Source organism: Nisaea sediminum, assembly GCF_014904705.1.
Lineage (GTDB): Bacteria > Pseudomonadota > Alphaproteobacteria > Thalassobaculales > Thalassobaculaceae > Nisaea > Nisaea sediminum.
The window spans coordinates 24,191-37,625 of record NZ_JACZCQ010000013.1 but is presented as its reverse complement, the minus strand read 5'-3'; the positions used below and the strand labels follow the sequence as shown (position 1 = coordinate 37,625).

Annotated in this window: 12 protein-coding genes; 4 read left to right on the top strand and 8 right to left on the bottom strand. The window is 63.1% G+C overall.

The genetic code is table 11. The features are described 5' to 3' along the window. Positions 1 to 3 precede the first annotated feature (3 nt). The 5 genes from ugpA to IG122_RS21220 form a co-directional block, all read right to left on the bottom strand. A complete protein-coding gene (ugpA, locus tag IG122_RS21240) occupies positions 4 to 891 on the bottom strand; it encodes a sn-glycerol-3-phosphate ABC transporter permease UgpA (RefSeq protein WP_193188428.1) in 888 nt (295 codons plus the stop codon). Positions 892 to 960: 69 nt separating this feature from the next. Further along, positions 961 to 2,349, bottom strand: a complete 1,389-nt coding sequence (locus IG122_RS21235; RefSeq protein ID WP_193188426.1) for an extracellular solute-binding protein — start codon at positions 2,347 to 2,349, stop codon at positions 961 to 963. Between the two features lie 123 nt (positions 2,350 to 2,472). Continuing rightward, positions 2,473 to 3,606, bottom strand: a complete 1,134-nt coding sequence (locus IG122_RS21230) for an ABC transporter ATP-binding protein (RefSeq protein WP_193188424.1) — start codon at positions 3,604 to 3,606, stop codon at positions 2,473 to 2,475. Positions 3,607 to 3,796: 190 nt separating this feature from the next. Continuing rightward, positions 3,797 to 4,843, bottom strand: a complete 1,047-nt coding sequence (locus tag IG122_RS21225) for an SDR family oxidoreductase (protein ID WP_193188422.1) — start codon at positions 4,841 to 4,843, stop codon at positions 3,797 to 3,799. 88 nt (positions 4,844 to 4,931) lie between these two features. Then, positions 4,932 to 5,540, bottom strand: coding sequence for a DUF1684 domain-containing protein (locus tag IG122_RS21220; RefSeq protein ID WP_193188420.1), 609 nt, complete (start codon positions 5,538 to 5,540; stop codon positions 4,932 to 4,934). Positions 5,541 to 5,687: 147 nt separating this feature from the next. Here IG122_RS21220 and IG122_RS21215 point away from each other — a divergent pair, with 147 nt between their 5' ends. The 3 genes from IG122_RS21215 to IG122_RS21205 all read left to right on the top strand — a co-directional run bounded on the left by IG122_RS21215 (position 5,688) and on the right by IG122_RS21205 (position 8,922). Then, positions 5,688 to 6,293, top strand: coding sequence for a carboxymuconolactone decarboxylase family protein (locus IG122_RS21215; RefSeq protein WP_193188418.1), 606 nt, complete (start codon positions 5,688 to 5,690; stop codon positions 6,291 to 6,293). Between the two features lie 13 nt (positions 6,294 to 6,306). Next, positions 6,307 to 6,837, top strand: a complete 531-nt coding sequence (locus IG122_RS21210) for a GNAT family N-acetyltransferase (protein ID WP_193188416.1) — start codon at positions 6,307 to 6,309, stop codon at positions 6,835 to 6,837. Positions 6,838 to 6,954: 117 nt separating this feature from the next. Further along, complete coding sequence (locus IG122_RS21205) at positions 6,955 to 8,922, top strand: methyl-accepting chemotaxis protein (RefSeq protein WP_193188414.1); 1,968 nt, start codon at positions 6,955 to 6,957, stop codon at positions 8,920 to 8,922. 13 nt (positions 8,923 to 8,935) lie between these two features. Here the strand turns inward: IG122_RS21205 and IG122_RS21200 are convergent, their stop codons facing one another. After that, positions 8,936 to 9,400, bottom strand: a complete 465-nt coding sequence (locus tag IG122_RS21200; protein WP_193188412.1) for an Lrp/AsnC family transcriptional regulator — start codon at positions 9,398 to 9,400, stop codon at positions 8,936 to 8,938. Positions 9,401 to 9,558: 158 nt separating this feature from the next. On the opposite strand from IG122_RS21200, the gene IG122_RS21195 reads away from it, so the two are divergent. Continuing rightward, positions 9,559 to 10,575, top strand: a complete 1,017-nt coding sequence (locus IG122_RS21195) for a 1-aminocyclopropane-1-carboxylate deaminase (RefSeq protein ID WP_193188410.1) — start codon at positions 9,559 to 9,561, stop codon at positions 10,573 to 10,575. Positions 10,576 to 10,651: 76 nt separating this feature from the next. On the opposite strand, the gene IG122_RS21190 is transcribed toward IG122_RS21195, so the two are convergent. Both IG122_RS21190 and IG122_RS21185 read right to left on the bottom strand, forming a co-directional pair. Then, positions 10,652 to 12,139 (bottom strand): beta-1,3-glucanase family protein, encoded by a 1,488-nt coding sequence (locus tag IG122_RS21190; RefSeq protein WP_193188408.1) that lies wholly within the window; start codon positions 12,137 to 12,139, stop codon positions 10,652 to 10,654. A gap of 376 nt (positions 12,140 to 12,515) precedes the next feature. Beyond that, on the bottom strand, positions 12,516 to 13,421 hold the full coding sequence (locus IG122_RS21185; protein ID WP_449867123.1) for a DUF748 domain-containing protein: 906 nt from the start codon (positions 13,419 to 13,421) through the stop codon (positions 12,516 to 12,518). Between the last annotated feature and the right edge of the window lie 14 nt (positions 13,422 to 13,435).

The following is a 13,435-nucleotide window of genomic DNA, read 5'->3' as shown; positions in this document are numbered from 1 at the left end:
GGATCAGCCCGCGTAATGGACACGCCGCTCGAGGAAGCGGAACTGGAAGACGGTGAGGGCGATAACGACCACCATCAGGATGATCGACTGCGCCGCCGAGGCGCTGAGATCGAGGCCGATGAAGCCGTCGCGGAAGACCTTGTAGACGAGGATCGTGGTGGCGTCGCCCGGACCGCCCTCGGTCGTCACGTGGATGATTCCGAACGTGTCGAAGAAGGCATAGACGACGTTCAGCACGATCAGGAAAAAGGTGGTCGGCGAGAGCAGCGGCAGGATGATGTCGCGGATCCGCCGGAGCGGCCCCGCCCCGTCCATCGCCGCCGACTCGATCACCGCGCGCGGGATCGATTGCAGGCCGGCGAGGAAGAAGACGAAGTTGTAGGCGACCTGCTTCCAGGCGGCGGCGAAGACCACCAGCGCCATGGCGTCGAAGCTGGACAGCTCCGGGTTCCAACCCCAGTCGAAGAGCTGCTTCAGGGCGAAGGCGACGACGCCGGAATGCGGATCGAGGGTGAAGGTCCAGAGCGCGCCGGCGATGGCGGGGGCGACCGCATAGGGCCAGATAAGCAGGATGCGGTAGGCGTCGGTTGCGCGTAGCACCCGGTCGGCGAAGAGTGCGAAGAGCAGGCCAAGGCCGAGCGAGAGCGCGGTGGTGAGCGCGCTGAAGACCACGGTGACCCAGATGGCCTTGTGATATTCCGGCTGGCTCAGCATGTCGGAGAAGTTTTCGAACCAGACCCACTCCGAGTAACCGCCGAAGGGCGAGGCGAGGGTGAAGGCCTGGTAGAGCGCCTGCGCCGCCGGCCAGAAGAAGAACCAGGTGAGGATCAGGAGCTGCGGGAAGAGCAGCAGGTAGGGCAGCCAGCGCCCGTCGAAGGTGACCCGTCGCATGCGAACCGTCCGGAAACTGGATGAGGAAGCCGGGGCGGCGGGATGCCGCCCCGGTCGTGATGGCGGCCGTTATTCGACCAGCATCGGATAGAGGTCTTCGGCGGCTCGAGAGTTCTGCTTCTCGAACCGGCGCAGGATCTCGTCGCCGCGACGGACGGCACTGGCGAAGGCCTGCTCGACAGTCTGTTCGTTCGCCCAGACCTTGCGCAACTCGCCCTCGAGAGCGATGCGGACATTCTCGAAATTGCCGAGCCGCGGGACGCGGGCGGCCGGATGCGGATTGTCGCCACCGCGCAGCAGCTGGATCACCGCCAGTTCCTTGGTTGGATACTGGTCGTAATAGCCCTCGGCCTTCAGCTCATTGTAGGCCTGCTTGGTGATCGGCACGTAGCCGGTCTTCTTGTGCCAGTATTTCTGGATCTCGACCGAGGTCAGCGACTTGAAGAACTCGACGACACCCGCGTATTCCTCGTCCGAGAACCCCTTCAGCACATAGAGCGCGGCCCCGCCGATGGTGGTGTTCACCGGGGTGGTGCCGGCCTCGTAGGGCAGGTGGGCGGCGGTCCAGTTGAACTGGTTGCCTTCCATGGTGGCGTGGCTCGCGGTGGAGCGGATGTGGAACAGGCAGTTGCCGGCCTGGAAGTTCTTCAGCCCGCCGCTGCTCCAGTCGGTCTGGGATTCGGCGCCGAACTCGGCGAGGCCTTCGTCCAGCCAGCGCTTGATCCGCTTCATGTGGTTGATCGCGAAGCCGTTCGGCTCGTCATAGACCAGCCGCGCGCCGAGCCCGTCGAGACCGTTGTTCTTGGTCGCGTAGAACTGCTTCTGCTGCGCCATCGGGTTCTCGAGATCGCCCCACATGCCGGCATAGAAGGCATAGCCGCAGGGCTTGCCGCCGCGCGGGATCTCGACGCCGGAGGCCTGCACCTTGCGGATCTGGTCCTCCATGTCGTCCCAGGTCTTCGGCAGCTCCGTGAGGCCGGCGGCGTCGAACATGTCCTTGTTGACGTAGAGGATCGGTGACGAGCTGTTGAAGGGCATGCCGAGCAGCTTGCCGTTCGGGTCGGTATAGGTCGCGGTCACCGGCGAGAGATAGTCGGTCTTGGTCAGCGCCGCGCCGTGCTGGGCCATCAGGTCTTCCGCCGGAACGATGGCGCCGGAGAGCATCAGGGTGATGACGCCGGTCTCGTTGTTCTGGAAGAAGTGGGGCTGCTCGTCGGCGCGGATCGCGGCGATGGTCTGGGTCAGCAGGTGGCGGTAGCGGCCTTTCCAGGTCGCGACGATCTCGTACTTGTCCTGGCTCTCGTTGAAGCGTTTGACGATTTCGTCCACGCCTTCGCCGAGGCCGCCGCTCATCGCGTGCCACCAGTTGATCTTGATGCGCTCGGCCGACGCATCCGCCGCGCCGAACGTAACGGCCGCGGCGAGCATGCCGGCAAGCCAGAACTTGTTCCGCTTCATGACTAAATCTCCCTGAAATCAGGGGCGCACAGATTGCCCCAGCATGAGTGTCGCAAAGCCCCGTGTGGGTCTTTTGGAAGAAGGTTGAAGGTCCGGAGTCCTTCTTGTTGCGGTTCCGGGACTCTAGGCCGCGACCTCGTCCCCGAGTGCCTCGACTCCGGCATATGCGGGATGATCGAGGCGCCGTCCGGTCTCCCGGTCGAAGAGATGCGTGTGCTTCGGCAAGACGGAGAGGCCGATATCGTCGCCGATCCGCCAGTCCCCTGACTCCTCGACAGCGACATTGCTCACCATCCGTCCGTTCGGCGTTTCGAGATGAACCAGCCGGCTGGCACCAAGCTCCTCGATCAGGGTGATATGGCCGGAGAGGTCGGCGTCGGCCCGGTCCGTGACGGGACGAAGATGTTCCGGGCGGAGGCCGAGGCTGACCTTCTCACCGTCCCGGGCGCCGTCGAGCGTACCGGATTCGATCCGGGTGCCGTCCTTGAGGCGGACCGCATACCCGCCGGCATGCGCCTCCAGCCTGCCTTTGAGGAAGTTCATCGCCGGCGAGCCGATGAAACTGGCGACGAAACGGGTCGCCGGCCGGTTATAGACATCGACCGGCCGTCCGACCTGCTCCACCAGGCCCGCGTTCATCACCACGAGGCGGTCGGCCATGGTCATGGCCTCGACCTGGTCGTGGGTGACGAAGACGCTTGTGGCGCCGAGGGTGCGGTGCAGCTGCTTGATCTCGACCCGCATCTGCACCCTGAGCGTGGCGTCGAGGTTGGAGAGCGGTTCGTCGAACAGGAAGACCTTCGGCTCGCGCACGATCGCGCGGCCCATGGCGACGCGCTGGCGCTGGCCGCCGGAAAGCTGGTTCGGGCGGCGGTGCAGCAGCTCGCCGAGACCGAGAATGCCGGCCGTGCCGGCGACCCGCTCCTTGATCTCCGGCTTCGGTACTTTTGCCAGCTTCAGCGAGTAGGCCATGTTGTCGAAGACCGACATGTGCGGGTAGAGCGCGTAGTTCTGGAACACCATGGCGACGTCGCGTTCCTTCGGCGCCAGGTCGTTCACGATCTTGTCGCCGATGGCGATCTCCCCGCCGGTGATCGCCTCGAGGCCCGCGATCATCCGCAGCAGGGTGGACTTGCCGCAGCCGGAAGGGCCGACGATGACTACGAATTCGCCCGGCTCGAAGACCGCGTCGAGCCCGTGCACGACCTGGGTCTCGCCGTAGGATTTCCGCACCGCTTTCAGTTCGATCGTCGACATGCACCGCCCCCAACAGAAAATATGTCAGGAGCCCAGCCTATGCGGCGCGTGTGAGCGGAACGGCGACTCAGGTGTATCGATTCGGTGAACTTAAGATTGCAGTTCCGATATGCGTTTAAGTTCAAGCGATTGGGCGCGTCGTGTGACGAACATCAGGTCATTTAGGGTTGACCTCCCTAACGGCACGGGATCACGGAATGAGCCGTGCAGCGCGATACCGGTCGAACAGGTCGATGAACATCTGTTCGGACTTGATCACCGCATGAAAGCCCGCGAGCCGCGCCTTGGTCGTGTCCGAGACGATGTCCCAGGTCGGAGCGAACACGTAGTCGGCATAGGGCCAGAGCGCGATGTCGCTGTAGGGCGTCGGGGCGAGCCCGTGCCTCTCGACGATGCGGTTCCAGACCGGCTCGTGCTCAGCCATGGTTTCTGACAGCGAAATGCCGAGTGGCGGCCCGGCCTCCATGCCGAAATAGGCGGCGAAGCGCTGCCACATGTAACGCCAGCGGAAGATGTCGCCGTTGGTGATGTTGAAGGCTTGGTTGGCGGCCTCCGGCGCGCCCGCCATCCAGACGATGGCGCGGGCGAGGTGCTCGGAGTGGGCGCATTCGGCAAGGCAGTCGAAGGCGGTCTCCGTGCCGGGAAAACTGAAGGGGCGGCCGAGCTCCTTCATGATCGCGGCATAGGCGGCGAGGACCGAGACGAGGTTGCGCGCCTTGCCGGGTGTGAAGCCGAAGACGAGCGGCGGACGCACCGCGCTCCAGCTCCAGGGCACGTCGAGAGCGGAGATCCAGTCCTGCTGGTCGAAATAGAAGTTCGGCACGGGCGCCCGCGGATCGTCCTCCTCGGCTGGCGTCTTGTAGGCGCCGAGATGGTTTCCGTAATACTTGGTGCCGTGCACGAGATTGACGTGCTCCAGGCCGGGTGCGGCGGCGGAAATCGCTTCCACCGCGTTGACCAGCATGGCGAGATTGTCCTCGACCGACTCGTTCCCGCCCTCGCCGTGCGGCGCACGCCCGGCATAGAAGACATGGGTGATGTCGGAGAGTTTTTCGGCCTTGGCGCGGCAATCCTCTGGGTCGAGCATGTCCATCGGGACATGACGTATCGGCAAATCCGTCCGGAGCTGTTTCCGGCTGACACCGGTGACTGCGTGGCCCTCCGAGATGAGCTGGCGGCAGATCGCGCCGCCGACCATCCCGCTCGCCCCGAGTACCAGGGCGTTCATCCTTGGCATCCGCCTTCCTCCCCTTTTCTCCGACTGCACACCGCGGAGGATATCTGCGGCAAGGGGATTTCCGTTTTTGGGACGCGGGGAGTCCGGATCAGCCCATCCGTTCGCCGGCGCGGACCGGCCCGGGCAAGCGGTTCTCCGGCGGCGCCAGCGGGCAGACCCAGTCCGGAGAGTGATAGCAGGAGGGGTGGTAGGAGAAGTTGAAATCGAGGATCAGCCGTCCGTCATCGGTCTGACCGAGATCGGCACCCTTGATGCTGTCGAGCACGTAGCGTCCGCCGCCATAGGTCTCGTTCCCGCTGGTGGCGTCGGTAAAGGGCAGAAAGGTGCCGCCGCCATAGCCCTCGATCCAGTATACGGTCAGCTCGCCTCCGAGTTTCGACGCGAGACCCCGTGTCCGGGCGAAGGGCCGGAGTGCGATGTGCCCGTCGGCACCGATCTCTCCGGCAAGAACCTCTTTGTCCTCCGGCTCCTCCAGCGCGACTTCGAAGCGCATTGCGGGATCGTAGTCGAACAGTGGGATGGAGCCGAAGGCGCCGCGCCGGTCCCGTTCGATGGGGGACTGAGCATGCTCGCAGAACAGTGCGTCCCGCGTCTGCCGCCAGAGCTTCCAGGCCGCCTCCGGATCGTCCGAGCGCCGGATGTCGGTATAGAGTTCGGACACCCGGCGGCGCCAGTCGGCAAGTGAAACGGCGTTCATGTCGATCCCCCAATGATCATCCCGACTGACATGGGGCATCCGGCCGCGGCGCGCACTTCACGGGCGCGTGAGGCATGGTTGCTTGACCCCGGAGGAGCGGAAGTCGAAGCTCTGCGGCCCATGCATTGTGTGAGTGAAGGAAATCCCATGACCTGGATTGCGACCGTGCCCTATGCCGAGGCGACAGGACGCCTGAAGACGCTCTACGACCGGGTCAAGGGGCCGGACGACAATGTCGACAACATCATGATGGCCCATAGCCTGCGCCCCCATTCCATGGAAGGGCACATGCATCTCTACAAGTACGTGCTGCACCATACCGGCAACAAGGTGCCGAAATGGATGCTGGAGGCGCTCGGCGTGTATGTCAGCCTGATCAACCAGTGCGCCTATTGCGTCGAACACCATTTCCAGGGCCTCTGTCGTCTGCTCGGTGACGACGCGCGGGCAAACGCAATCCGCGCCGCGCTCGAGGCGGGGAAACCGGAGCAGGCTTTCGATGGAGCGGAGCTTGAAATGTGCCGCTATGCCGAGAAACTGACGCGTAATCCGGCCGGTCTCGCCGAGACGGATATCGAGGCGATGCGGGCGGCCGGGCTCGACGACGGGCGGATTCTCGAGGTGAACCAGGTTGTCAGTTACTTCTGTTACGCAAACAGAACGGTTCTGGGGCTCGGCGTAAGCACGGACGGCGATATTCTCGGACTGTCGCCGAACCAATCCGACGATCCGGATAACTGGTCGCACAGCTGAGGCGGTACGGGGAATGGCCGGGCCGGGGATCGAGATCCGAGAGAGCGGGCAGGCGGACGTCCCTGCGATCGAAGCGCTCTACCCCGCCGCATTCCCGGAGGAGGACCTGCTGCCTCTGCTGCGGGATCTCGCGCTGGAGACCTCAGGTGTGTTCTCGCTCGTCGCGCTGGAGGATGGGGATCTGGTCGGCCACATCGCCTTCACGACTTGCGATATCGAAGGCCAGCGGGAGACGCCTGCACTGCTCGGGCCGCTTGCGGTTTCTCCGTCAAGGCAGCGTCGGGGAATTGGCAGCGCGCTCGTCCGTGCCGGACTGGAGAAGCTCGCCGCAGGCGGGGTCCGGAAGGTTCTCGTGCTCGGCGATCCCCGCTATTATTCCCGTTTCGGTTTTACCGCCGAGAAAAACATTTCTCCGCCCTACACACTGCCGGAAGGCTGGGCGGAGGCTTGGCAGTCGATGGTACTCGGCAGCGCGCCGCTGCGACTGACCGGAACTCTTGCCGTTCCGCGCCCCTGGCGTGTCCCGGCCTATTGGGGCGCCTGAGGTATCAGGTCGTAGCCAAAAATATATTCAATTGTTTGAATGTATTTCACTTTTTAGACTTAATTAATCCTTGCTCTTTAGAGTCCCGGTTGAATGATCTGATATGGGGATCCCGGGATGTTTCGGAAATTACAGGTAAAAACGAAGCTTGCGGCGCTGGTCGCGGCGGGATTGCTTCTTGCGATCGCGATCGGCACCGGCTCCGGATTGTACAACTCACTTGAACTGACCAACTCTGCTTTGCAGAACCGCCTGACGGCCGTTCAGACCACCCTGTCACGGGAGATCGAACAGGAAGGTACGCGGGCGCTGTCGATGGCGCGCTTGATCGCACTGCAGACCAACGTCGTCGGGGCGATGCGCGCCGGCGATCGGGATGGTCTCGCTGCGATCTTCGTCCCCGGATTCAAGGAATTAAAGGCCGAGTACGGGGTTGACCAGTTCCAGTTCCACCTGCCGCCGGCAACATCTTTCCTGCGGGTGCACCGCCCGGAGAAATTCGGGGACGATCTCTCCGGGTTCCGCAACACGGTGCTACGGGTCAATAACGACAAGGTGTCGACCAAGGGCCTCGAGGTCGGTGTCGCCGGGCTCGGCATGCGGGGCGTGGCGCCGATCGCCGATGCGGAGGGGCATATCGGCTCCGTGGAGTTCGGCCTTTCCTTTGGTCAGAGTTTCTTTGACTCTTTCCGGGAGAAGCACGGTGTCTATGCGGCGCTCTATATCGCCCGTCAGGACGGGATGCAGAAACTGGCCTCCACTTTCCCGGAGGACATGACGATCGATCCGACCCTGCTCGCGGACGGCATGAAGGCGGAAACCTTCGCTCTGAAGGTCCCGGTCGCCGGGATTTCTTCGGCGCTCGCTGCGCAGCCCGTCACGGATTTCGCGGGGAACGTGATCGGAACAGCACTGGTGGCGGTCGACCGGGCCCGTTTCGACCGGGCTATCGACAATGCCTATATTTCCGCCGGCGTGCTGCTCGCGATCAGTGCGCTCATCCTGCTGGTGCTGCTCTTCTTCGTGAACCGGCTGGTGTCGGCGCCGTTGCAGAACGCGATCTCTGTTCTCCGGCGTCTCGCCCAGAAGGACTTTACCGCCGATATCGCCTACCAGGACCGGGCCGACGATATCGGCGTCATGTCCCGCGCCATGGCGGAATGCCGCGACGGGCTGGTGGAGGCCGAGCGCCTGAAGCAGGAAGAAGAGGCGAACAAGGCCCGGGCGGAACAGCAGCGTCGCCAAGCGGTCCTTGATTTGGCGCAGAAGTTCGAGGATCAGGTCAAAGGCATCGTCGATGCGGTCGCCGGATCTGCCACCGAATTCGGGACCACGGCCGACAACTTGTTGCGGGTCGCGGACAATGCCTCGTCCAGGGCCAATACCGTGGAAAGTGCGGCGCGCGAGAGCGAGAGCAGCGTGCAGACCGTCTCCGCTGCCGCCGAGGAGCTGGCCGCTTCGATCCGCGAGATCACCGAGCAGCTTCAGAATACCAGCCGCATGTCGCGTGAGGGGGCCCAACGGGCGGAAGAGACCTCAAGCAAGGTGCGCGAGCTTTCCGATGCGGCGGACAAGATCGGCGAGGTGGTCGGACTGATCACCGATATTGCCGAGCAGACCAACCTGCTGGCGCTCAATGCGACCATCGAGGCCGCGCGCGCGGGCGATGCCGGCAAGGGTTTCGCCGTCGTCGCGTCCGAGGTGAAGAATCTTGCAAACCAGACCGGCCAGGCGACGGACGAGATCGGGGGCCAGATTCAGAAAGTGCAGGAAGCTGTGCGCAGCACGGTCGAGTCCATCGAGTCGCTTGCCGGAACGGTCAACGATATCGACCAGATAGCCGGGACCATCGCAGCGGCCGCGGAGGAACAATCCGCCGCGACGAACGAGATCGCCCGCAGCGTCGAGTCCACCTCCGCCAATGTGCAGGACGTCACCGTCAATATCAGTGAGGTGGTCTCGGCGTCTTCCGAGACACGGACGGTGTCCCTCGGCGTGAAGGAGAAGGCGAACGGACTCGGTGGACAGGCACGCGAACTGATCAACGCGGTCAACGGCTTCCTCGCCGAGGTGCGCACGGGTTGACGGCCCGAACGCGTCAGAACAGCAGCGGCGCGTTGTCGGTCACTTCCTTCATCACGAAGAAGGTCCGGGTCTGGCGAACGCCGGGCAGCGCGATGAGTTTGGAGCCGTGCATGCCGTTGAAGTCGGAGATGTCGCGCACCCGGATCTTCAGGAAATAGTCGAAATCGCCGGCGACGAGGTGGCAGTCGAGGATAAAGGGAAGGTCGCTCACTGCCGCCTCGAAGGCGCCGAAACTCTCCGGTGTCGAGCGGTCGAGCACGACGCCGACCATGACCAGCGTGCCGCGCTCCACCTTCTCCGGCGCGACATGGGCGCGGACGGAGGAGATGTAGCCTTCCTCGAACAGGCGCTGGGTCCGCCGGTGGCAGGTCGCGGGGCTGGTATTGGTCAGCGAGGCAAGCTCGGCATTGGTCAGGCGTCCGTTCTTCTGTAGATGACGCAGAATGTTGCGGTCGGTTCGATCGAGTGCTTCTGACATGGAAGATTCTCTCGAAAAATCATTCAATTCTGAGAAAATACACTATCCAAATTCGGAAATCGACCGGTCCGACTGAATAAGCGGCCTTAATTTCGGAAGCACCTTCCTCCGCGTCGCTGCTAGCGTTTTTACCATTCTTCACGCGACGGAGCTTCCTCATGAACCTCGAGAAATTCGAACGCTATCCGCTCACCTTCGGGCCGACCCCAATCGAGCATCTGCCCCGCATGACCGAGGCGCTCGGCGGCAAGGTGCAGATCTACGCCAAGCGGGACGACTGCAATTCCGGCCTCGCGATGGGCGGCAACAAGCTGCGCAAGCTCGAATATATCGTCCCCGACGCCATCGCCTCGAATGCGGACACGCTGGTTTCGATCGGCGGCGTGCAGTCGAACCATACCCGCATGGTCGCGGCGGTCGCCGCCAAGCTCGGGATGAAGTGCCGGCTTGTGCAGGAAGCGTGGGTCCCGCACGAGGATGCGGTCTATGACCGGGTCGGCAACATCCTGATGACCCGCCTGATGGGCGCCGACAGCCGCCTGGTCGACGAGGGCTTCGACATCGGCATCCGCCAGAGCTGGGAGAATGCGATGCAGGAGGTGCGGGACGCGGGCGGCAAGCCGTACGGCATCCCGGCCGGCGCCTCGGTGCACAAATATGGCGGGCTCGGTTATGTCGGTTTCGCCGAGGAGGTGCGCGCCCAGGAAGCCGAGATGGGGATCAGGTTCGACTATATCGTGGTCTGCGTCGTCACCGGCTCGACCCAGGCCGGCATGATCGTCGGCTTCGCCGCCGATGACCGCGCCGACCGTGTGATCGGTATCGACGCCTCCGCCACGCCAAAACAGACCCGCGAGCAGGTGCGCCAGATCGTCGACAACACGGCGGAACTTGTCGAACTCGGCCGCGAGGTCCGCGACGACGAGATCGTCATCCTCGAGGACTATGCCTATCCGGCCTATGGCGTGCCCAGTAAGGAGACCAACGAGGCGATCCGCTTCTCTGCCCGCACCGAGGCGATGATCACCGACCCGGTCTACGAGGGCAAATCCATGCAGGGCATGATGGATTTGGTGAAGAAGGGCTATTTCCCGGAGGGCTCGAAGGTGCTCTACGCCCATCTCGGCGGCGCCCCGGCGCTGAACGGCTACAGCTATACGTATCGGAACGGGTGACGCTGGGGGACCTCGGTTCAAGGTTGGAGAAACGCCCGGGAGGATTTCGGCTCCCGGGCGTTCCTGTCATGCGCGGTTACTGACTCTCGTTGAGAATGGTGATTTCCACCGTGCCTCCGGCCTGGACCGGCAGCAGGGGGGTTCCGATCGAACTCGAGAAATAGTCGGAATACTGGAAACCGTAGACCTCGTTTCCGAAGGTGCCGTAAATGGCGGCGCCCCAGGGATTGTAGTAGCGGTGATCGGGCTGCAGGCCGCCGAACAGCTTCGTCCCGAGGCTCGACCATTCGCCGCTGGTCATCGCGCCGTAGGTCTTGGCATTGGTCGGGTTGGTGGGGGCGGGTGTTGCGCTTCCGACAAATCCTCCGGCGAAACCGACCAGAAAGTCCCGTACGACGACGGAGAAAACGTCGTTCGCGCCGTTGCTTTCGACCGTGTCGACGATCTTCGGGTCATGTATCGGCGCCATTGCCGAGAAATTCGGACAGGCCGGGTTGTCGACGGCATAGGACATCACCGCCGTATAGAAGGCCTGGTTAAGGTCTTCTGGACGCATCTGAGTGCTGTAGCAGTAGCTCGGGCCGGTGCTCCCGGCGCAGGCGGCCACCCCGGTCATGGAGTCGCGCAGGCGCACGCCCGTGATCGCGAAGTCGCCCACCTTGTCCGCACTTCCGAAGATCCAGAGCAGAGAGAGGTATTTCCGCTCGCCGCCGAGGGAAATGTAATAGGCGGTCGCGGAATAATTCTGACTCTGGAACGCGTTGGTGTTGAGGGTACAGACCGAGTTCGGATTGCTGACGCCGGGGCCGTTGTAGGTGTTGTTGATATTGATGGCGGAGAAATGACCGCCGGATTCGGGCAGCGTGAACCGGTTGGCGAGGTAGGAGTCGAAGGTCGGGTATTGCTGCAGCAGCGTGCTGCCCGGGCGTCCCGCATTCGCCGGGCTGACCGCGCGCACGAAGTTGCCGTTCGGATCGTTATGAATGGCGGCGTTCTTCGGGGTGGTCAGGTTCCCGAGAGTTGTCTTCAGGGCGCTGATCTCTGCAGCGGTGACATTGCCGTACTCTGTGCTCCCGACTTTGAGGGCGAGAGGCACCGAGAACAGGTTGATGTAGGTGAGGTCGTAGTCGCCGCCGGTCTCCACGAACTGCCACCGGGTATTGATGTTGCAGTCGGTCGGGTTCACCGGCGACGGCGCGACAGGATGGGCGGCGGAGATATCGACGCAGTCTCCGCTGCCGTTCCGGTACTTGAGCTTCTTGTTGGAAATATAGAAATCTCCGCCGACCGCCGTGCTGGAGACCGTGATTTCCGCGTTCGCGATATCGCTGAGGGCGACGGAGGTGTAGGCGGGGATCTGTACCGTGCTTCCCGTGCTGTTGGTGTAGCTCATTCCGGTCGAGGTGAAGGTGACGTAGGGGGTCGGAATATTGGTGGTGTTCTGGTTATTGATCTTCAGCGTGTAGGAGTCCGCGGAAAATGCAATTTCTGGCTGAAGGGTGGTGAGGGTCAGGGCTGCGAATAACCATACAAAACGCACAGGTACTGTTCTGTTCCATCTCATGATAAGTCCCCTTTCAAAGGATATCTGAGAGTTTTCTGCGCCTTTCACTTCAAAAGGCGATATTTAGTATGAATTTGAATGCAACTTTTAAAAGAAAAAAATGGCACAAAAATTTCGGAATTTCAGAAATGTGCGCACGATGGCGATCATTCCGGCAATGGCGCCGCCGTGCCGCCGTGCCGCCGTGCCGCCGTGCCGCCGTACGCACGGAGCGCTCTCGAGACCGGCGGAGCCGATCCGTCCTGACCGAAGGGAACGATTTCGGGGGTATTCGTCGGGGCCGGACTGACCGGCATTACTCAGCGGCGCTTCGCATATTCCGCTGGCGTTTCCGCGCCGGGCAGCACCTGTCGGCCCGGCGCGGTCTTTGTGCTCGTCAGTTGCCGAACAGCTTCTTCAGCCCTTCGCCGACCGTGCCGTCGAGTTTCTTTCCGGCATCCTCCAGCGCCTTCTTGGTGCTTTCGCTGTCGGTCGGGATCGCCCCGCCGGTGAGCTTGCCGAGATTGTCCTTCAGTCCCTCGAGCGTCTTGCCGACGCCGAGCGTGCCCGCCGTCTGGCTCGCCGCCGAGGTGATCGCGGCCATGACCTTCTCCGCGATTTGCTCGGGCGTCGCGCCGCCGCTGTCTTTGCCGATGTCGCGCAGCGTGATGTCCGGCAGGCTGCCCTCGATCTGCTGGTCGCCGAGAATGCCTGTGGAGGCTGCGACACGCACCGTGCCGCCACGGATGTTGAGCACCTCGATCACGAGCTTCCGCTCTGCCGCGTCGCTCTCGCCCGGCTCCGCCTTGCCCGCCGAACCGTCGCCCGTGCTCTTCTTCACATTGGCGGAGATCGCGTCGATATTGTTGCCGCCGGGGGCAAGCTCGTAGGTCACTTTCGGCCGGTCGACGGAGATTTCCTTGATGACGATGACCGGCTGGGTGACGCTCGCCGTGTCGATCGAGACACTGATGCCGCCGAGTTCGACCGCGCTGTCGCTCTTGAATCCGGAGGGGTTGCCGACCGTCAGCCCGCTGATCGCGCCGCGCCCGTCGAACGGTTTGATCTCGACCCCGGTGACGGTCACCGGCACGCCCGCGACCTCCGAGCCTTGGCTCTCGATCACGTCCTTCACGATGCCGTCGAGATTGGACAGCACGAAGAAGAAGATCCCGGCGACGACCACCAGAAGGACCGCGAGGCCGCCGACGACAATGCCCAGAAGACGTTTCATCTCATCTCTCCGTCTCTGGCGCGGGGTATCCCGGCCGCGCGCCCATTCACTACCGTTCCCACTTGAAATGTAAGCTCTTTTTA

What these genes read in the sequence shown, in the direction of transcription:
- IG122_RS21190 (WP_193188408.1), bottom strand. Translation starts at nt 12,139, where the DNA reads ATGAGATGGAACAGAACAGTACCTGTGCGTTTTGTATGGTTATTCGCA.
- ugpA (WP_193188428.1), bottom strand. Translation starts at nt 891, where the DNA reads ATGCGACGGGTCACCTTCGACGGGCGCTGGCTGCCCTACCTGCTGCTC.
- IG122_RS21235 (WP_193188426.1), bottom strand. Translation starts at nt 2,349, where the DNA reads ATGAAGCGGAACAAGTTCTGGCTTGCCGGCATGCTCGCCGCGGCCGTT.
- IG122_RS21215 (WP_193188418.1), top strand. Translation starts at nt 5,688, where the DNA reads ATGACCTGGATTGCGACCGTGCCCTATGCCGAGGCGACAGGACGCCTG.
- IG122_RS21210 (WP_193188416.1), top strand. Translation starts at nt 6,307, where the DNA reads ATGGCCGGGCCGGGGATCGAGATCCGAGAGAGCGGGCAGGCGGACGTC.
- IG122_RS21225 (WP_193188422.1), bottom strand. Translation starts at nt 4,843, where the DNA reads ATGCCAAGGATGAACGCCCTGGTACTCGGGGCGAGCGGGATGGTCGGC.
- IG122_RS21220 (WP_193188420.1), bottom strand. Translation starts at nt 5,540, where the DNA reads ATGAACGCCGTTTCACTTGCCGACTGGCGCCGCCGGGTGTCCGAACTC.
- IG122_RS21195 (WP_193188410.1), top strand. Translation starts at nt 9,559, where the DNA reads ATGAACCTCGAGAAATTCGAACGCTATCCGCTCACCTTCGGGCCGACC.
- IG122_RS21205 (WP_193188414.1), top strand. Translation starts at nt 6,955, where the DNA reads ATGTTTCGGAAATTACAGGTAAAAACGAAGCTTGCGGCGCTGGTCGCG.
- IG122_RS21200 (WP_193188412.1), bottom strand. Translation starts at nt 9,400, where the DNA reads ATGTCAGAAGCACTCGATCGAACCGACCGCAACATTCTGCGTCATCTA.
- IG122_RS21230 (WP_193188424.1), bottom strand. Translation starts at nt 3,606, where the DNA reads ATGTCGACGATCGAACTGAAAGCGGTGCGGAAATCCTACGGCGAGACC.